The sequence below is a fragment of the Rhizobium sp. 22-785-1 genome, from assembly GCF_053521965.1.
In genome coordinates this window covers 233,188-251,660 of sequence record NZ_JBNWDI010000008.1, presented here as the reverse complement: position 1 = coordinate 251,660, position 18,473 = coordinate 233,188, and the positions used below count along the sequence as shown (strand labels likewise).

Below are 18,473 nucleotides of genomic sequence, written 5' to 3'. Positions count from 1 at the left end.
CCCCGGATGGTGACATCCGGGGTTTTTGTTTGGGTTTTGTATTATTCGCTAGAGACCTTCGCCTCGGCCATTCCTGCGATCGGCCGGCGTGTTGGCAACGTCATTGCAATCACCCCCGCGAGAATACAGACGAGACCTATCATCGTGCTCGCGTACAGTTGCTCGCCCAGGAATATAACACCGATCGCTACGCCCACGGGTACGCGCACATAGGCCTGGGCCGTCGTTCCGAGCGACCCGAGAGTGCGAACGAGGCGGAAGTATATCGTGAAAGCGAGTGCAGTGGAAAATATCGAGAGCCCGATGAGTGCGGTAATCGAACGCGCTGAGGGCACTAGCTCCCACGGGCGGTCAACCACCAGACTGATGGGTATGAGAATCACGGCTCCGCAGATCAAAGAAGCAGCAGCCGGGATCATAGAATCAACACCCTTGAAGTTCTTCCCGAAGATCGCCGCGCCCGCATAAAAAGCCGTGGCTAGAATGACTGCCACCTGCGCCAACACGACATCGCCGAAACCATTCAGCGCCTGAACGCCAATCATGACAACCGTTCCAACGAGCCCGATCATCACACCAAACAGCTTTCTGCCATTGACCATCTCATGACGGGTAATGATCGCGGTTAGCAGAAATGTGAAAACAGGCGTCAGCGAATTGAGAATAACTGCCAATCCGGCATCGATGTGATGTTCTGCCCAGGCAATCAGCGTGAATGGCAGAACGCTGTTCAGCACCGCCTGGATGGCGAACATCTTCCAAAGTGCTGGATCCCTTGGAAGCCGCAAGCCTCGCCAGAACATGACGACGGTGAGGATGCTACCGGCAATCGCGGTGCGCGCTGCAATCAGCGTCAGAGGAGGGATCGTCTCAATGCCGATCTTGATGAAGGTGTAGGAGCTGCCCCACAGGCATCCCAGCAAAACCAGCAGGGCAAGTTCGGGCAGCAATTTTTTATCGGCCATTCTATCAGTCTCTCCATCAAAGCGATCCTTTTTTATAGAACTGCGCCGCGAGGGGAAGCTTCGGTATCGACCGAACAATGTGCCGCTGACGAGCGGATGCGGGAGTGATAATGGTGTTGCATGACCGGTTTCGCCTCCCCTAACACACTTGCCGCCGTAGCCAGCCTTATTGGCGATACGACGCGCGCAAACATGCTCTGCGCGCTGATGGGCGGACAGGCTTTGACAGCGGGCGAGCTTTCGCGAGATGCAGGCGTCACGCCACAAACCGCAAGCGAGCATCTAGCGAAGATGGTCGACGCCAACCTTCTGACAACCGTAAAACAAGGTCGGCATCGCTACTACCGGCTTTCGTCCGCTCAGGTTGCTCATGGTATCGATTCGCTCATGTCGATTGCTGCAGTCGGTCCGAAACGGCATCATCCGATGGGGCCGCGAGAAAAAGACATGCGTATCGCCCGCAGCTGTTACGACCACATCGCAGGACGGCTTGCCGTCGCGATCACAGACAGCCTCAGCGACAGCGGAGTGATTCTGCTGTCGGACGAAGGCGCTCTTGTAACAAAAAAAGGCAAGGACTTTTTGGGGGAGTTCGGGATCGATCTGAGCGACGGTTCACGTCCGAAGCGGCCGCTCTGCCGCACGTGCCTGGACTGGAGCGAACGGCGTCATCACATTGCCGGGCGTATCGGTGCCGCACTTTTCCAACGCATGCTGGATCTTGGATGGGTAGCACGCAGGGCCGATAGCCGCGCTCTGACGATCACGCCTACGGGTGGGAAGGGATTTCGAAACATCTTCCGCCTGCCCGCGGATTGGCGGGAAGGCTGAGCGAAGCCGACGACCTAGCAAGACAAAGCCTTCAAACCGGCCGTATAGGCTGAAAGGCTCGACTGTAGAAGCCGTACCGCAGTCTATCTAGATGCGGCCTCTTCCGCTACGGGAGCCTTGCTCTTGTCGACGCGAACGACCACCGACATGCCCGGAGACAACTCTTCAGCTGCGCGCTGGTCCGGATCGATCGACACGCGCACGCCCACTCTCTGCGCGATCTTCACGAAGTTGCCAGTCGCATTATCTGGCTTGATCACGGCAAATTCGGAACCGGCAGCTGGCGAGAAGCGCTCGACCTTGCCCTTCAATTTGCGATGATGCAGCGCATCGACGGAAATCGAGACAGGCTGGCCCACTTCCATGCCCGCAAGCTGGGTTTCCTTGAAGTTGGCGACAACCCACACATCGTGCGGCACAACCGCCATCAACTGGGTGCCTGCGGCGACATACTGGCCTACACGCGCGCCCACCTCACCAAGCTCGCCATCGCGCGGCGCCTTGATCTCGGTGTTCTGCAAATCGATTCTAGCGAGCTCAACCGCCGCCTGCGCATTGGCAACGGCAGCCTGGAGCGAACTACGATTGACGATAATGGTCTGCAAATCCTGGCGAGCCACTTCCAGCGCCGCCTTGGCCTGCGACAACCCTGCGCGGGACTTTTCAAGATTGGCCTGAGCTTCTTCTTGCAGGCTTGAGGTTCCGACGCCGCTGCGAATCAGATTGTCCTGGCGATCGGCAGCCAATTGCGCCTGTTTCAGCGAGGCTTCGGCGCTATCCACAGCGGCCTGGCTGGAGGCAATGTTGGCACGGGCGGCGTTTTCCTGCTGGCGGGAATTATCCGAGGCGGCGGTCTGCCCGGCAAGTGTGGCTTCTGCCTGCGCCAGTCTCTGGCGGAAGATGCGGTCATCGATCTTGACCAGCAGATCTCCTTGCTTGACCTCCTGATAATCCTTCACCGGCACATCGACGACATAACCACTCACTTGAGGGCTCATGGTCGTGACATAACCGCGCACATAGGCATTGTCGGTCATTTCGACATGACTGGAGAAGGGTGGCAGGCGCCAGGCATAAAGCACCAACGCGACGCCAGCGACACCGCCGAGAAGAACGATTAGGGTAACAGGTGTGAAAATCTTTTTTAGCATTTTTAAGTCTCTGAAGGATCAGGATTGGGAAACGGTTGCGGCACTTTGACCGCCCGACATCAATGGTTTGAGGCGCAGCCATGCGAGGTGTAGAAGCAGCGCGACGAGAGCGGCGGCAGCGCATATAGCGATCAGCAGAAACGTATCGTTATAAGCGAGAATATAGGCCTCTCGCGATACCTGCTGGGCAAGAAGGGTCACACCCTCCGCTCGCAGAAGCGTCGGATCGGTGAGCACATGGCTGTAAGCACCCGAAAGCTGGCTGATGCGCTGCGCGACCTGCGGATTTTGCAGAAGGATGCTTTCCACTAGGATGTTGGAGTGGAATTTTTCCCTGAGTGTCACAAAGGAGCCCAACAGACCAGTCGTCAACATCGATCCGGTAATCTGGGTGAACAGGAAGATGGTGATGAAGTTGACGAGATAGGGCGGACCTTTTGCCAGTGCCGCGCCAAATCCCTTGGCCATAACGGGGGGCAGAAACATGGCCGCGCCGAAGGCGATCATTGCCTGACTCAGATACATTTGTTCAGGCCGGGTCAGATTGGTCGATGTGCTGTCCATGAAGGCTCCGAGCGCAATACAGGACAGGGCGATGACATGTGCGGTTTCGACATATTTCGTCAGCATCAACAACGCGCAGGTCGCACCGCCCAGAACGGTCGCGAGAATAATGAGACCATAAAGGTCCGCTGTCTGTTCGTTGAGGATGCCAAGTTGCTGATAGAGGCTCACTGCGGTGGACGACTGCTCCGAAGAGACGGCGCGATAGATCAATAAGACCGCAATGAGATGCAGGTTGGTGCGCGAGAAAATCCAGCGCAGATCGAGCATAGGATTCTTGCGTGGCAATTCGATCATGGTCATCACGGTCAGGAGGCTGATCGATGTCGCCAAAAGGACTCCGAGCCACCAGGTTTCGAACCACCAGTAGAACCGGCCAAGCGTGAGAAAGACAGCGAGACAGCCAAGACCTCCGGCAAATAGCAGATAGCTCAGAATGTCGAGGCGCTCGATCACTTTCACCCGTGGCGGAGCCGTTAGCGGAAGGAGGTAGATGATCGGCAATACGGCAAGCGCTAGCCCCACTTCCATGCTGTAGAGCGCCTGCCAGCCATCGATCTGGAGCAGCGGCGGAGAGACGATGCGCGCGAGCGGCGATGCCAGAAGCGTTCCCGTCAGCGCGATACTGAGGCCGAGCGTCAGCTTTCGCTGTGCGGGGAAAGCTTCGAGAATGTAGAGAAAGCCAAGCGACGACAGAGGTGCCGCCGCCATGCCGCTAACGAAACGCACGACAATGGCGGAATGCAGATCCGTAACAAAAAGGTTGAGGCAAGAGGCAAAAACGAAGGCGATGATGCTGATTTCCGCAAATGGCCGCAGGCCATATTGCTGGCGGACCTTGAAGAGCGCAATCGAGAAGGTCGCATAGGGCGCCATATATGCTGCCGAAAGCCAGGCCACCTCCGCCACAGTTCCAGAGAATTCGCCTTGCAGCTGATAGATATTGGCCATGACGATGTTCATGCCCATGCCCTGGGTAATGAAGAAGGCAAGGCCGGCGGCGATATACATCAGTTTTTGGCTGAAGGATTTCTCGGCCGGCTGAACCGGCGGGAGGGCCGCATCGTCCTTAGGCTCGGATGCAGGTACAGCAGCGGGAGTGGCCTTTTGCTCCTCTTCATCCAGAGGCACGTCGCGCTGATACGTTATGGCATTACTCACGACGTCGCCTCCCCTTCAGAGAGTTTCTGCAGATTGTTGGTCAAGCGTCTGACCACGTTGAGAGCCACCCGGATCTCATCAGTGGAAACATCCAGCGCGATCTCTGCTCGCATGGCCTTTGCCTGCGCATCCACTTCTTCGAATGTCTGTACTCCGGAGGCTGTCATGTGAATTCGCTTCGCCCTCCGATCAACTTCGTCAGAACGCCTTTCGATGAGCTTTTGTTTCTCCATGGCATCCAACAGCCGCACGAGCGTCGGCGTTTCGATTTCCAACTCTTCCGCAAGCTCCTTTTGCGTCAGCGGACCTCTTCTCGAAAGAGCAAACAATGTCCGAGCACGCGCCAGCGTCAGCCCTTTTTCAGCAACGCGAGCATCGAAGAACGAGCGGAGCTTGCGGTTGAAGGCCGCCATCTCATCAAACAGCTGTTCTTTTTCGGTAATTCGGGACACCGTACTTAAGCCTTATAATTAGTACACTACTTATTTTATCCCTACCTATTTCGCTCTCTGCTAAAATTCAAGTGTCTTTGGTGGATTGGAGCCATGCTTTAAAATCATGGCAGAGAGTGAGTGATTCGCGCCGCCTTCATCGCATTGTCCGAATCATCCTGTGGATTAATGGGGACAACCTACTATGTTGGGGTCCCCGCCTCTCTTTAGGTAAGGTGAGGCCCGAGTGTTGCCTTCAGGTCATTGACGACAACGCCGCCACGCTTCAAACCGGCAGGCTTGCCGCAGACAGAAGGCCAACGCGCCAGCAGAAAATCGACATGGATTTTTCGCAAAGCTGAATGCGCAGATGGAAAAGTTAGAGCGTGTCATGTGCATTCTGAAGGATGCGCTGCGCTTTAAAGGGAGATCGCGAGACCATGAACGACGCCGTGAGAAAGATCACCCCAGCGCCCGCCGCCGAACCGCTTTACCGCGAGGCGCCAAACAACATCGAAGCTGAGCAGGCGCTGCTCGGCGCGATCCTCGTCAACAACGACGCCTATTACCGCGTGTCGGACTTCTTGAAGCCGGTGCATTTGTACGAGCCGCTCCACCGCAAGATCTTCGAGGTCGCGGGCGATATCATCCGCATGGGAAAGACGGCAAACCCCGTCACTATCAAGACTTTTCTTCCGGCAGATGACAAGGTAGGCGACCTGACCGTTGCTCAGTACCTGGCGCGTCTTGCCGCTGAAGCCGTCTCGATCATCAACGCAGAAGACTATGGCAGGGCGATTTACGATCTGGCGCTGCGCCGCGCGCTGATCCAGATCGGTGAGGATGTGGTCAATATCGCCTATGACGCGCCGCTCGACATGCCGCCGCAGGCGCAGATCGAAGACACAGAGCGCCGCCTGTTCGAGCTGGCGGAAACCGGCCGCTACGATGGTGGCTTCCAATCGTTCAACGATGCGGTGGCGCTTGCCATCGACATGGCTGGCGCTGCCTTCGAGCGCGATGGGAACCTGTCCGGCATTTCTACCGGCATCCATTCGCTCGATGCCCGCATGGGCGGCTTGCAGCGTTCGGACTTGATCGTGCTTGCCGGACGTCCAGGTATGGGCAAGACGTCGCTTGCCACAAATATCGCCTATAACATTGCCGCGGCCTATGAGCAGGAAGTGCAGCCGGACGGAACCTATAAGGCCAAGAATGGCGGCGTCGTCGGTTTCTACTCACTCGAAATGTCGTCCGAACAGCTCGCAACCCGTATCATCTCCGAGCAGACTGAAGTCTCATCTTCGAAAATCCGTCGTGGTGACATCACCGAAGCCGATTTCGAAAAGCTTGTGGCGTGCAGCCAGATGATGCAGAAGGTGCCGCTCTATATCGACCAGACCGGTGGTATCTCGATTGCCCAGCTTGCAGCCCGTGCGCGCCGTCTGAAGCGCCAGCGCGGTCTTGATGTTTTGGTCGTCGACTACGTTCAGCTGATGACGGGATCCGGCAAGGGCGGCGAAAACCGCGTGCAGGAAATCACCCAGATCACCACCGGCCTGAAAGCGCTCGGCAAGGAACTCAATGTTCCGATCATCGCACTTTCACAGCTCTCTCGTGCGGTGGAAAGCCGTGAAGACAAGCGCCCGCAGCTCTCCGACCTTCGTGAATCGGGCTCCATCGAGCAGGACGCCGACGTGGTGCTCTTCGTGTTCCGTGAGGAATATTACGTCAAGAACATGGAGCCGCGCGATCCCGCCGACCCGAAATATGCGGAATGGGAATCGCTTTTCGACAAGGTCAAGGGCACAGCCGACGTGATCATCGCCAAGCAGCGTCACGGACCGACCGGCACCGTCAAGCTCGCCTTCCAGGCCGAGTTCACCCGATTTGCCGATCTCGCCGATCCATCCTTCAGTCAGTACGAAGAACACTGATATCGCCTCTGCCTGGTGGTTTGGCGGCCATCAGGCAGAGTCTTTTCAAGAGGATAGCGGCGGCGGCTCAGAAACAGATTCGCTTGCTTCAACCGCTTTCAAGGTGACGACCTGATCCTGCGCACGGATGGAGCTTTGGCGATGCGTGATCGCGATGATCGTCAGATCACCGTCCAGTTTGCGCAACTGATCCATGATTTCCCGCTCAGTCTCTTCATCCAGTGCAGAACTCGCTTCATCCAGGAGCAGGATGGACGGCGCACCATATAAGGCCCGTGCGATCGCGATGCGCTGACGCTCACCGCCCGAAAGCTTCAGCCCCCTCTCCCCGACAATCGTGTCGAAACCATCCGCCATGCCTTCTATACGTTTCAGGATGGCGGCCTGCTCGGCGACTTCGCGTAGCCGCTCTTCATCGTTGGGGCGACCCAGAACAATGTTCGTGCGCAGACTGTCATTCAAAAGCTGAATTTCTTGTGGGACGATCCCGACTAACGAGTACCAACGGTCCTTGCCGATCTCTCTCAAGTCGGCGCCATCGACAAGGATGTGTCCCTGTTGTGGCACCATGGTCTTTTGCTGCAGCTTGAACAGGGTGGATTTGCCGGAGCCTGTCTCACCGATGATGAAGGTAAAGCGCGCCGGTGAGGCCGTGAAAGAGACGTTACTGACGCCACGGCCATTGTCGTAACGGAAACCGACATTCCGAAGTTCGATCGTCTCCGGGTGCGAGACTGACTGCTCGGCTGCCACCTCTTCCGGCTCCTCCGGCTCCAACCACATGCGCGCGCAGGGCATGAAGCGCGCCAGAGAGCGTATGGCTTCTCCGATCGACTGCCCGATCATTTCGAATGGGATGTTCAGTTGAAGCAACAGCATGTTGAACAGCACGATATCGCCAACGGAAATCGTTCCTTGCTGATAGCGCGGCAAGAGGAGATAGAAGCTGAGCATAAGCTGGAAGCAAAACGCCAGAGAGAGTGCCGCGATGAAGCCGATACGCCGCAACGAGTAGAGCCGCCAGTTCTGATAGATCGCATTGGCATTTTCACCGAAGCGCTCTTGCATCCAGGCCGTGCTGCCCGTGTGCCTTAACGGCTCGATCATGCTGACTGCGTTGCCGACAAAGCCGGCATTCTGCTGCCCCGCTTCGATGGCCCGCTCCAGATAACGGCTGGTGAAGCGGTTTGACGCAATTGTCAGTGCTATGAATACTGCGCCGTAACAGAAAACGATCAGGATCAATTCGGGGCTGATCGCCGCGCCGAGAACTATGATACTGAACAGAAAATTGGCGAAGCCCGGCACGAAATAGATTAGGACGATCTGCATCAGGATCGAAGCTGCGGATGCGCCCTGAGTTTGTGCTTGCTGGATCTCCGTAGGATTATGATCAGTGAAGAAAGTACCGTGCTTGCGCGTAATCCTTTCGAAGAAACGTGTCGTTGCTACAAATTCCAACCGCTCCGAATGGATCACGGCAAGATACTGCGTGCAACGTTGTGTCCCCGTCGCTAGAGCCGTGAGAATGGCATAAAGGGAAAACGCCATGATCCATGGACCGGCCTCTTTCGGCACGTCATCGATAATGCGCGAGAACACATAAGGGCCGGATACAGACAGCAACGCGCCTGCGAGAATGGTCACGATTAGCAAGAGGATCGAGGGCCATGCAGTCCTCAGATCTTGTCGATAAATCTGCAGCAACGGCCTCAGAGCGATCTTGTAGTTCTTGAACAAAACGGTGCTCCCGCTTTTCACAAACTAGAAAGTCGTCCGTCAGGACATAACGTCTCCGGTTGGTTTGCACAACCCTTGGGTGACAATGTTACAGCCCAAGCGCGCGCAATAGCGCCACCGTCACAACGCCCGTGCCTGCGGCAGGCAGAAGCGAAAAACGGGTGGCGGCAAGAGCGGTGACAGCGCAGCCGATGGATTCCGCGAGACCGTTGGTAAAGGCTGTGGGGGTGACGACAGCCATCAGCACCGCAGGCGGCACAGCATTGAGCGCTCGCGTCGCCCTGTCCGTCATATGCACGTGGCGGATCAGTACGAGACCGCCGAAGCGCGTGAGGACTGTCGCAAACGCCATGGCGAGGATCGTCAGCAGCGTGTTGGGATCAAGGCTCATTGCGCCGCCTCCCCTTCGTCACGGGAGAAGGCGGCAACGGCCAGTCCGGCCAGCGCGCCGGCTGCGATATACCAGGCGCCGGGAACATATCGATGGGCGAGGAAGGCAGCGGCAGCACTTGCGACGAGAACGAAGCCCGTTTGCCGACCCTTCCAAAATCCCATCAGCAGCACGATGAAGACGGCTGGAAAGGCGAAGTCGAGACCGATGACCGTGGTATCGCCCATGACGGAGCCAAGCAGCGCGCCCGCGAGTGTCGCAAGGTTCCAGACCGTATAGATGGACAGAGCGGCGGCGGCATAGAATGCCGGACGCAAGGGGCCGGTCATACTGCGAAATTCTGCGAGCGCCCAGGACTCGTCCGTCAGAACCGGCATGGAGAGCCAGCGCTGCCATGGTTTGAAGCTTCCCATTTTCACGGCGATGGAGGCGCTCATCAGTATGTGCCTGAGATTGACGAGGAGCGCCGCAAAGCCAAGCGCTGCCCAGCTTGCCGGATGCGTCCACAAATCCATGGCCACGAATTGCGCGCCACCGGCGAAAACGAAGAGCGACATCAGGCAGGTCTCCAAAGGCGAAAGACCCTTGCTGACGGCGATGGCACCGAAGACCACGCCGATCGGCACCATGGCGACGAGCAATGGCGAAGCAGCCTTCAATCCGGCGATCAGTTCCTGTGGTTTTTCAGGCGGGGTCTTGCTCAACATATCATTCTCCTGTTCAGGAGATGCATCTATGCTGCCACCGAATTTCCGTATTGAACGAAAGTGACCTGGTGTTTCAGGCCGCGCGAAACTGGCCGGGCGTCACGCCCGTGCGCGCCTTGAAGTGGCGGGTGAAATGCGCCTGATCGGCAAAGCCGCATTCCAGTGCAACCGAGGCCGGGCTTTCGCCCTTGCGCAACAAATGTCTTGCCCGGCGAATGCGGATATCAGTGAGATAAGCATGCGGCGTGATGTGGAACTCGCGCCGGAAAGCGCGGATCAGATGCGCTCGGCTTAGACCGGCCATAGCTGCGAGTTCTTCCAATCCGATATCCAAGTCGAAATTGTCATTGAGATAATCCCGCGCCTGATACACGGCCGTCTTCTCACGTGTCTCGACGGGCAGAATGATGGCGCTGCCGTGCCGGCAAAACAGTTCAGCCAGAACGGAGAACATCCCCTCATCTGCCTCCAGCGCCCCTACTCCGTTGTCCAGCCTGCGATGAGCGATCTGGAAAGCCTGCGCCATCTTTGGGTCGTGCGGCAGGAACTTCGGAAAGGACGGTGTCCCGTGAAAAGCACGGCGTGTCACGTCTTCGATGACTTCCGACAACAGTGCTACATCCGGATAGATCATTCGATATCTGTAACCGTCACCGCCGGGCGCGCCATCGTGGATCTGGCCGGGATCGATAAGATAAAGATGTCCGGGACCGGTGCGCTCTGTCGTGCCCTTGATGGTCGAAATCTGTGAGCCGTTTTCGATGGCGCCGATTGAAAATGTATCATGCGCGTGCGGCGAAAATTCATGCGTCAGGAACGTTGCCGTCATGCATTCCATGCCTTTGAAGCGCTTGTCGCGCCAAAACCGAGTGGTTTCAGCGCGTGAAAGCGGCATGTGCTCCGTGGCCTGTTCCTGCGAAACATTGTGCATAGCCAGGGTTTAGCCCAATCCGTCATGACCGTCTTGAACAAAAGTGATAGACCATGTCGACATTCAAAAGGTGCAAGACCATGACAGACGACCTTGACGATAGCATCTCCGAGATGGGGGCAGACGCATTCGAAACCGCGCCGGTTCGGCTCACCGTCGATCTCGCAGCCCTTGCGGATAACTGGCGCGATATGCAGCGCCGCTCCGGCAACGCGCGGGCGGCAGCGGTGGTGAAGGCGGATGCCTATGGCATGGGGATCGAAGATTGTGGTTCGACGCTTTATTACACAGGCGCCCGCGATTTCTTTGTCGCCAGCGTCTCCGAGGGCGTCACGCTTCGTCCCCACGCGCCGGAAGCCCGGATCTTCGTTTTGTCCGGCATCTGGCCAAGCCAGGAGCGCGATGTCTTCGCCCATGATCTGGTACCGGTCATTGCCTCGGAAGAGCAGCTTACCTTCTGGATGAGCGCCCTTGCGGATCGCGGCGATCATCCTTTTGCGCTGCATGTGGATACGGGTTTCAACCGACTTGGGCTTCCACTTGAGGACGCGCTTTATCTGGCCGATGACCCCACGCGCCCCGCAAGCTTCGATCCCGTACTGGTTTTGTCGCATCTCGCAAGCGCCGACACCCCCGCCTCGCCAATGAACAAGGCGCAGCTTGAATCATTTCGCAAAGTTAGCGCGGCTTTCGAAGGTATCGAATCAAGCCTCTCAGCCTCGGCCGGAATATTCCTTGGTCCGGACTACCACTTCGATCTGACGCGCCCCGGGATTTCTCTCTATGGCGGTGAAGCAGTCAACGACATGAAGAACCCGATGCGGCCCGTCGCCAAGGCCGAAGCTCGGATCATCCAGATTCGCCAGGCAGGTGAAGGCGAGACGGTAAGTTATGGCGGAACCCACCGTCTGACGCGTGCAAGCCGTCTGGCGATCGCCGCCGTGGGTTATGCCGATGGCTACCAACGCTCGCTTTCCGGCTCCGGCATCCCACTGCGTGAGATGGGTCGCGGCGGAGCGGAAGGGTTTATCAACGGGCACCGTGTGCCGGTTGCCGGTCGCGTGACCATGGATCTCACCATTTTCGATGTCACGGATGTTCCGGAACGCGAAATCCGCGCCGGTGACTATATCGAGCTGTTCGGGCCGAATGTGCCTGTCGACGACGTAGCGCGGGCCGCAGGCACGATCGGTTACGAAATGTTGACGAGCCTTGGGCTGCGCTACGAGCGGCAATATCTGATCGGCGACGAGTGACATTTTCCGGCTCTTGGAAAGCTGCAACGATCTGTGCTAGACGAGAACAAAACGGGATCGAAATTCACGATCGCCGACTGTACTTTCAAGGAAAAGACTGACATTCATGGCCAAAGCCAAGACACAATTCGTCTGCCAGAACTGCGGTACCGTTCACACAAGATGGGCCGGAAAATGCGAAGGTTGCGGCGAGTGGAACACCATCGTTGAAGAAGACCCGATGGGTGGAATTGGCGGAGGACCTGGCAAGACTCCAAAGAAAGGCCGACCGGTCACTCTCACCTCGCTTTCCGGTGAAATCGAGGAAGCGCCACGCATTCCGACCGGCATGAGCGAACTGGATCGTGCAACGGGCGGCGGCTTCGTGCGCGGATCAGCGGTGCTGATCGGCGGCGATCCAGGGATTGGCAAGTCGACTCTGCTGATGCAGGCTGCGGCAGCACTCTCGCGCCAGGGCCATCGCGTTATCTATGTCTCGGGCGAAGAGGCCGTGGCACAGGTGCGGCTGCGGGCGCAGCGCCTTGGCGCTGCTGAAACCGATGTGCTCTTGGCTGCTGAGACTAATGTCGAGGATATTCTCGCCACCATTTCAGAGGGCAAGCGCCCCGATCTGGTCATTATCGATTCCATTCAGACACTGTGGAGCGACACCGCCGATTCCGCCCCCGGCACGGTCACGCAGGTGCGCACCGGCGTTCAGGCAATGATCCGCTTTGCCAAACAGACGGGCGCCACCATGGTGCTCGTCGGCCATGTGACCAAGGAAGGCCAGATCGCCGGGCCCCGCGTCGTTGAACATATGGTCGACGCGGTGCTCTATTTCGAAGGCGACCGCGGACATCATTATCGCATCCTGCGCACGGTCAAGAACCGCTTTGGCCCCACCGATGAAATCGGCGTTTTCGAAATGTCGGATAGAGGTTTGAGGGAGGTCTCCAACCCCTCGGAACTCTTTCTGGGCGAGCGCAACGAAAAATCTCCGGGTGCTGCGGTTTTCGCCGGCATGGAAGGCACGCGTCCTGTGCTGGTCGAGGTTCAGGCGCTGGTGGCGGCTACTTCACTCGGCACGCCGAGACGTGCGGTCGTCGGCTGGGACTCGTCGCGCCTTGCCATGATTCTTGCCGTGCTCGAAGCCCACTGCGGCGTAAAGCTCGGTCAGCACGACGTCTACCTCAACATTGCCGGTGGCTATCGTATCTCCGAACCGGCAGCGGACATGGCGATTGCTTCTGCACTGGTTTCCTCGCTTGCCGGTCTTGCCCTGCCTGCCGATTGCGTCTATTTCGGCGAAATCAGCCTTTCGGGCGCAGTGCGGCCGGTGTCCCAGACAGCGCAGCGGTTGAAGGAAGCCGAGAAGCTTGGCTTTTCTGCTGCATTTCTCCCCTCCGCATCGGCAGAATTGCCGAAAGGCTCAAAGGGGCGCTGGACGGAGATCGAAAGCCTGCCCGATCTCGTGGCGCGCATTGCCGGTTCAGGCAACCGCTTCAGACAGGCTGAGGAAGAAGAATATTGATCCTTTCGCTGCTTACCCGGCTAGTGTAAGAGGATCGCAAACTGGCACAGCGGTTCTCTTCCAGGAGCCGCGACCTCCGGAGTTGGTAAATGCCCATAACGATTTTCGACGGTATCGTTCTTGCCGTTGTGCTTTTCTCCGCCGTTCTCGCCATGGTGCGCGGGTTCTCGCGTGAAATTCTCTCCATCGCAAGTTGGGTCGGCTCCGTTGCGGCTGCTTACTACATCTACCCGCTGCTACTTCCCTACGCGCGCAACTATACCGATGACGAGAAGATCGCTATTGCCGGTTCTGCCGGTCTGGTTTTCCTCATCGCGCTCATCATCATTTCCTTCATCACCTCGCGCATTGCCGATTTCATCATCGACAGCCGCATCGGCGCGCTGGACCGCACACTGGGCTTTCTGTTCGGTGCGGCGCGCGGCCTTCTTCTTCTCGTCGTTGCCGTTGCCTTCTGGAATTGGCTGGTCGATGTGAAAACGCAGCCCGAATGGGTGACGCAGGCCAAGTCCAAGCCGTTCCTGGACGGTCTGGTCGGCAAGTTGGAAGCGGTTCTGCCGGATGATATCGAGCCGCAAATCCGGGCTCGCATCCTTGGCAAGAAGACCGAGACGACGCCTGAGCAGGCGCCAGCAGAAGATGCACCAGCCACAACGGCGCCGGTGCCCGCGAATTGATCGGATAGCGCGCCTTGCAATAGATGCAAGGCGCGCTATTTGTGCTAGATACTTCGACATAGGCAGCAGACAGGCCAAACCGGCAGAGCAATTCTCCGGGGCGGTTTTTGTTTTTGGCACTGAGCAAAGGCAAGCCAGATGAATGAGCCGCTTTCGCATTCCACCTTCAATGACATTATCGATGGCGATACGCTGCATGAAGAATGCGGTGTGTTCGGCATCCTCGGTCACGCGGATGCGGCGGCCCTGACGGCGCTTGGCCTGCATGCTCTCCAGCATCGCGGGCAGGAAGCTGCCGGTATCGTTTCGTTCGATGGCAAGCGCTTCCATCAGGAACGGCATATGGGTCTGGTGGGCGACCATTATACCAACCCCATGACGCTGGCTCGCCTGCCGGGCTCGATCTCCATCGGTCATACGCGCTATTCGACCACAGGCGAAGTTGCGATGCGCAACGTGCAGCCGCTGTTTGCCGAACTGGAAGAAGGCGGCATCGCCATTGCCCACAACGGCAACTTTACCAACGGCCTGACGCTTCGCCGCCAGATCATCGCCACCGGCGCAATCTGCCAGTCCACCTCCGATACCGAAGTGGTGCTGCACCTCATTGCGCGCTCGCGCCACTCTTCCACGGCTGACCGTTTCATCGATGCGATCCGCCAGATGGAAGGCGGCTACTCGATGCTCGCCATGACCCGTACGAAGCTGATTGCAGCGCGCGACCCCACGGGTATTCGTCCCCTTGTCATGGGCGATCTCGACGGCAAGCCGATCTTCTGTTCCGAGACCTGTGCGCTTGACATTATCGGCGCGAAATTCGTACGCGACGTGGAAAACGGCGAAGTCATCATCTGCGAGATCCAGCCGGATGGTTCGATCAGCATCGATGCCCGCAAGCCTAACAAGCCGCAGCCGGAACGTCTCTGCCTGTTCGAATATGTCTATTTCGCTCGCCCGGACTCCGTCGTTGGCGGCCGCAACGTCTATACGACGCGCAAGAATATGGGCATGAACCTTGCCAAGGAAGCTCCGCTCGAGGCCGATGTCGTCGTGCCGGTGCCGGATGGCGGCACGCCTGCCGCACTCGGTTTTGCCCAGGAAAGCGGTATTCCCTTCGAATACGGCATCATCCGCAACCATTATGTCGGGCGCACCTTCATCGAGCCGACTCAGCAGATCCGCGCGTTCGGCGTGAAGCTGAAGCATTCGGCCAACCGGGCGATGATCGAAGGCAAGCGTGTCGTTCTAGTGGATGATTCCATCGTTCGCGGTACGACCTCGGTAAAAATCGTACAGATGATCCGCGAGGCTGGCGCCAAGGAAGTTCACATACGCGTAGCGAGCCCAATGATTTTCCACCCGGACTTCTACGGCATCGACACGCCGGAGGCCGACAAGCTGCTCGCCAATCAATACGCAGATGTCGACGCCATGGCGAAATATATCGGCGCAGATTCGCTGGCCTTCCTGTCGATCAACGGGCTTTACCGCGCCGTAGGCGGGGAGGATCGTAACCCTGCACGTCCGCAATTCACCGATCATTATTTCACCGGTGAATATCCGACCCGCCTCCTCGACAAGAATGGCGAGTCCATGGGCAGCAAGATTTCCATGCTGGCCAGCAACGGCTGACCTTCTTCAAGCCCGCATCGAACGTGCGGGCTTCTCTTTGCGACCCACTCAGACCTTGAAGCCGCTTGCAGGACATGTCCTGCCTCGTTTAGAGATTGCGGACGATCGAAAGATATTCAGGGGGGACCATGACCATCGACCTTAAAGGCCGGATCGCACTTGTGACCGGAGCCTCACGCGGCATCGGCTATTTCACAGCGGTCGAACTGGCAAAAGCTGGCGCCCATGTGATTGCCTGTGCGCGCACCGTCGGTGGGCTTGAAGATCTGGATGATGCCATCAAGGCAGTTGGTGGAACGGCAACGCTGGTCCCTTTCGATCTCGCCGACATGAAAGCCATCGATGCGCTGGGCGCATCGATCCATGAACGTTGGGGAAAGCTCGATATTCTCGTCGCCAATGCGGGTGTACTTGGCGTCATCTCTCCGGTGGGGCACATCGAGGCGAAGGTGTTCGAAAAGGTGATGAACATCAACGTCACCGCAACGTGGCGCCTGATCCGTTCGGTCGAACCGCTTCTGTTGAAGTCGGATGCCGGACGCGCATTGATTCTATCTTCCGGCGCTGCACATTCCTGCCGTCCGTTCTGGGGCGTCTATTCCACCTCCAAGGCAGCGGTCGAGGCACTGGCACGCACCTGGGCTGCCGAAACCGAACGGACCCATCTGCGCGTCAACAGCATCAATCCCGGCGCAACGCGTACGGCAATGCGGGCTCAAGCGATGCCCGGCGAAGATCCGGACACCCTGCCCCACCCTTCCGAAGTGGCACAAGCCATCATTCCGCTTGCCTCGCCGGATCTGACAGAGACCGGCAAGATCTATGTGGTCCGCGACAGGAAGTTCGTGAGCTATCGCACGCCGGAGTGACTGAGCCGTCGGCCATGAATATCGAAGCGAAGCCCTTGACCGACAACGGGCATCGTTTCATAAAGCAAGTTATGAAAATAACGATCTGCTGCTGCTGCTGAGTTGAATTTTGCTGGTTTAACACCCGGCCAGATCGTTTTCGTCTCCTGAAAGGTCAACGCAGACAAACGCTCCGGTGGGGTCAATCTCCGATACCCGAAGGAAATACGCATGTCCTTGCGCTTGAAGCTCTACAACACGCTGACCCGCGAAAAATCGGAATTTCAGCCGATCGATGCGAAGAATGTCCGCATGTATGTCTGCGGCCCGACGGTCTATGACTACGCTCATATCGGCAACGCCCGCCCGGTCATCGTGTTCGACGTTCTCTACCGTCTGTTGCGTCATGCCTATGGCGAGAATGGCGTGACCTATGCCCGCAACATCACCGATGTGGACGACAAGATCAACGCGCGTGCGCTTCGCGACTATCCGAACCTGCCATTGAACGACGCGATCCATGCAGTCACGGAAAAGACCGCCAACCAGTTTCATCAGGATGTCGCAGCGCTTGGTTGCCTTGAGCCGACTGTAGAGCCCCGCGCAACCGACAATATCGCCCAGATGGTGGAGATCATCGAGAAGCTTATTGCTCGTGGTCACGCTTATGTGGCGGCAGGAGAAGTGCTTTTCGATACCAAATCCATGAGCGATTACGGCCAACTGTCAAAACGACCGCTGGATGAGCAGCAGGCCGGCGCACGCATCGCGGTCGATGCGCACAAGAAAAACCCGGGAGACTTCGTGCTGTGGAAGCTTTCAAGCCACAATGAACCGGGCTGGGAGAGCCCTTGGGGGCGTGGCCGTCCGGGTTGGCATATCGAGTGCTCGGCCATGTCCGGTCGTTATCTCGGCGAAGTTTTCGATATTCACGGCGGCGGTCTCGATCTGATCTTTCCGCATCACGAAAACGAAATCGCCCAATCCCGCTGCGCGCACGGTACGCATGTCATGGCCAATGTCTGGATGCATAACGGCTTCGTGCAGGTCGAAGGCCGCAAGATGTCCAAGTCCGACGGCAACTTCGTGACGATCTACGACCTGCTCCACACCGAATCCTTCGGGGGACGTAAATGGCCGGGAGACGTGTTGCGGCTGGCAATGCTGATGACCCACTACCGAGAGCCGATCGACTTTTCGGTGAAGCGTCTGGAAGAGGCAGAACGGCTACTGGCGAAGTGGCCTGCCGCGGAAGCGGGTGATGCCAAGGTTGATCAGAGCGTGCTCGATGCACTGGCCGACGATCTCAACACCGTCGCAGCCGTGCAGGCACTACATGCGCTGGCTCAGGCTGCGAATGCCGATCCAGAAAAGCTTCCGGTGTTTGCGGCAAGTGCAGCACTTCTCGGCGTGCTGCCCAAGAGAGCGGAACTGGATGCGGCGATTGCGGCAGCGGTGGACTCGCTCGTTGCCATGCGCTTGGAGATGCTGAAGGCGAAGAATTTTGCCGAGGCGGATCGGATCCGGGATGAATTGTCGGCCAAGGGTATTCAGTTGAAGGATGGCAAGGATAAGGAGACGGGCGAGAGGGTGACGACCTGGGAGTTAAAGCGGTAGGCAGGACCTACCGCCGTCCTTCTGGCTCACGGACCCGACGATTTGCTTTAGGATACAACTGCCCATTTTCGGTCACATCGTCGATTTCGTCTGAAATCAGCATTAGCTCTTTATAGAGATA

General features: G+C 57.8%; 16 protein-coding genes. 8 read left to right on the top strand and 8 right to left on the bottom strand.

Annotated elements, in window-relative coordinates:
• Positions 1-41: 41 nt before the first annotated feature.
• On the bottom strand, positions 42-965 hold the full coding sequence (locus ACQZ5M_RS17250; protein WP_296078349.1) for a DMT family transporter: 924 nt from the start codon (positions 963-965) through the stop codon (positions 42-44).
• Between the two features lie 120 nt (positions 966-1,085).
• Here ACQZ5M_RS17250 and ACQZ5M_RS17245 point away from each other — a divergent pair, with 120 nt between their 5' ends.
• Positions 1,086-1,796, top strand: a complete 711-nt coding sequence (locus ACQZ5M_RS17245) for an ArsR/SmtB family transcription factor (RefSeq protein WP_296078351.1) — start codon at positions 1,086-1,088, stop codon at positions 1,794-1,796.
• Between the two features lie 83 nt (positions 1,797-1,879).
• On the opposite strand, the gene ACQZ5M_RS17240 is transcribed toward ACQZ5M_RS17245, so the two are convergent.
• The 3 genes from ACQZ5M_RS17240 to ACQZ5M_RS17230 all read right to left on the bottom strand — a co-directional run bounded on the left by ACQZ5M_RS17240 (position 1,880) and on the right by ACQZ5M_RS17230 (position 5,124).
• Positions 1,880-2,947: an HlyD family secretion protein gene (locus ACQZ5M_RS17240; protein ID WP_296019418.1), complete on the bottom strand. Its 1,068-nt coding sequence runs from the start codon at positions 2,945-2,947 to the stop codon at positions 1,880-1,882.
• Between the two features lie 18 nt (positions 2,948-2,965).
• Positions 2,966-4,522, bottom strand: a complete 1,557-nt coding sequence (locus ACQZ5M_RS17235; protein WP_296040071.1) for an MFS transporter — start codon at positions 4,520-4,522, stop codon at positions 2,966-2,968.
• Positions 4,523-4,668: 146 nt separating this feature from the next.
• Complete coding sequence (locus ACQZ5M_RS17230) at positions 4,669-5,124, bottom strand: MarR family winged helix-turn-helix transcriptional regulator (RefSeq protein WP_296019421.1); 456 nt, start codon at positions 5,122-5,124, stop codon at positions 4,669-4,671.
• Between the two features lie 419 nt (positions 5,125-5,543).
• On the opposite strand from ACQZ5M_RS17230, the gene ACQZ5M_RS17225 reads away from it, so the two are divergent.
• Positions 5,544-7,040, top strand: a complete 1,497-nt coding sequence (locus tag ACQZ5M_RS17225) for a replicative DNA helicase (RefSeq protein WP_062425631.1) — start codon at positions 5,544-5,546, stop codon at positions 7,038-7,040.
• Between the two features lie 45 nt (positions 7,041-7,085).
• Here ACQZ5M_RS17225 and ACQZ5M_RS17220 read toward each other — a convergent pair whose 3' ends face one another.
• From ACQZ5M_RS17220 to ACQZ5M_RS17205, 4 genes are all read right to left on the bottom strand, one after another.
• Positions 7,086-8,780, bottom strand: coding sequence for an ABC transporter ATP-binding protein (locus tag ACQZ5M_RS17220; RefSeq protein ID WP_449080340.1), 1,695 nt, complete (start codon positions 8,778-8,780; stop codon positions 7,086-7,088).
• An 88-nt stretch (positions 8,781-8,868) separates the two neighbouring features.
• Positions 8,869-9,171, bottom strand: a complete 303-nt coding sequence (locus ACQZ5M_RS17215; protein ID WP_296019429.1) for an AzlD family protein — start codon at positions 9,169-9,171, stop codon at positions 8,869-8,871.
• Positions 9,168-9,878, bottom strand: coding sequence for an AzlC family ABC transporter permease (locus ACQZ5M_RS17210; RefSeq protein WP_296078356.1), 711 nt, complete (start codon positions 9,876-9,878; stop codon positions 9,168-9,170). Before ACQZ5M_RS17210 ends, ACQZ5M_RS17215 begins: the two co-directional genes overlap by 4 nt.
• A gap of 73 nt (positions 9,879-9,951) precedes the next feature.
• Positions 9,952-10,809, bottom strand: coding sequence for an AraC family transcriptional regulator (locus ACQZ5M_RS17205; RefSeq protein ID WP_296078358.1), 858 nt, complete (start codon positions 10,807-10,809; stop codon positions 9,952-9,954).
• Positions 10,810-10,889: 80 nt separating this feature from the next.
• On the opposite strand from ACQZ5M_RS17205, the gene alr reads away from it, so the two are divergent.
• The 6 genes from alr (at position 10,890) to cysS (ending at position 18,352) form a co-directional block, all read left to right on the top strand.
• Positions 10,890-12,065 (top strand): alanine racemase, encoded by a 1,176-nt coding sequence (alr, locus tag ACQZ5M_RS17200; RefSeq protein WP_296078360.1) that lies wholly within the window; start codon positions 10,890-10,892, stop codon positions 12,063-12,065.
• A gap of 106 nt (positions 12,066-12,171) precedes the next feature.
• A complete protein-coding gene (gene radA, locus ACQZ5M_RS17195; protein WP_296019439.1) occupies positions 12,172-13,578 on the top strand; it encodes a DNA repair protein RadA in 1,407 nt (468 codons plus the stop codon).
• Positions 13,579-13,667: 89 nt separating this feature from the next.
• Positions 13,668-14,255 (top strand): CvpA family protein, encoded by a 588-nt coding sequence (locus ACQZ5M_RS17190; RefSeq protein ID WP_296019442.1) that lies wholly within the window; start codon positions 13,668-13,670, stop codon positions 14,253-14,255.
• A gap of 138 nt (positions 14,256-14,393) precedes the next feature.
• Positions 14,394-15,887 carry an amidophosphoribosyltransferase gene (purF, locus tag ACQZ5M_RS17185; RefSeq protein WP_296019446.1) on the top strand — a complete coding sequence of 498 codons (1,494 nt, stop codon included), beginning with the start codon at positions 14,394-14,396 and terminating at the stop codon, positions 15,885-15,887.
• 128 nt (positions 15,888-16,015) lie between these two features.
• Entirely contained in the window at positions 16,016-16,756 is a 741-nt protein-coding gene (locus ACQZ5M_RS17180) for an SDR family NAD(P)-dependent oxidoreductase (RefSeq protein WP_296078362.1), read from the top strand.
• A gap of 210 nt (positions 16,757-16,966) precedes the next feature.
• Positions 16,967-18,352, top strand: a complete 1,386-nt coding sequence (cysS, locus tag ACQZ5M_RS17175) for a cysteine--tRNA ligase (RefSeq protein ID WP_449080339.1) — start codon at positions 16,967-16,969, stop codon at positions 18,350-18,352.
• Positions 18,353-18,473: the final 121 nt, after the last annotated feature.

Excerpts from the sequence above, each read along its gene's own strand:
- ACQZ5M_RS17250 (WP_296078349.1), bottom strand. The coding sequence starts at position 965 with ATGGCCGATAAAAAATTGCTGCCCGAACTTGCCCTGCTGGTTTTGCTG.
- ACQZ5M_RS17245 (WP_296078351.1), top strand. The coding sequence starts at position 1,086 with ATGACCGGTTTCGCCTCCCCTAACACACTTGCCGCCGTAGCCAGCCTT.
- ACQZ5M_RS17240 (WP_296019418.1), bottom strand. The coding sequence starts at position 2,947 with ATGCTAAAAAAGATTTTCACACCTGTTACCCTAATCGTTCTTCTCGGC.
- ACQZ5M_RS17235 (WP_296040071.1), bottom strand. The coding sequence starts at position 4,522 with ATGTATATCGCCGCCGGCCTTGCCTTCTTCATTACCCAGGGCATGGGC.
- ACQZ5M_RS17225 (WP_062425631.1), top strand. The coding sequence starts at position 5,544 with ATGAACGACGCCGTGAGAAAGATCACCCCAGCGCCCGCCGCCGAACCG.
- ACQZ5M_RS17215 (WP_296019429.1), bottom strand. The coding sequence starts at position 9,171 with ATGAGCCTTGATCCCAACACGCTGCTGACGATCCTCGCCATGGCGTTT.
- ACQZ5M_RS17210 (WP_296078356.1), bottom strand. The coding sequence starts at position 9,878 with ATGTTGAGCAAGACCCCGCCTGAAAAACCACAGGAACTGATCGCCGGA.
- ACQZ5M_RS17205 (WP_296078358.1), bottom strand. The coding sequence starts at position 10,809 with ATGCACAATGTTTCGCAGGAACAGGCCACGGAGCACATGCCGCTTTCA.
- alr (WP_296078360.1), top strand. The coding sequence starts at position 10,890 with ATGACAGACGACCTTGACGATAGCATCTCCGAGATGGGGGCAGACGCA.
- radA (WP_296019439.1), top strand. The coding sequence starts at position 12,172 with ATGGCCAAAGCCAAGACACAATTCGTCTGCCAGAACTGCGGTACCGTT.
- ACQZ5M_RS17190 (WP_296019442.1), top strand. The coding sequence starts at position 13,668 with ATGCCCATAACGATTTTCGACGGTATCGTTCTTGCCGTTGTGCTTTTC.
- purF (WP_296019446.1), top strand. The coding sequence starts at position 14,394 with ATGAATGAGCCGCTTTCGCATTCCACCTTCAATGACATTATCGATGGC.
- ACQZ5M_RS17180 (WP_296078362.1), top strand. The coding sequence starts at position 16,016 with ATGACCATCGACCTTAAAGGCCGGATCGCACTTGTGACCGGAGCCTCA.
- cysS (WP_449080339.1), top strand. The coding sequence starts at position 16,967 with ATGTCCTTGCGCTTGAAGCTCTACAACACGCTGACCCGCGAAAAATCG.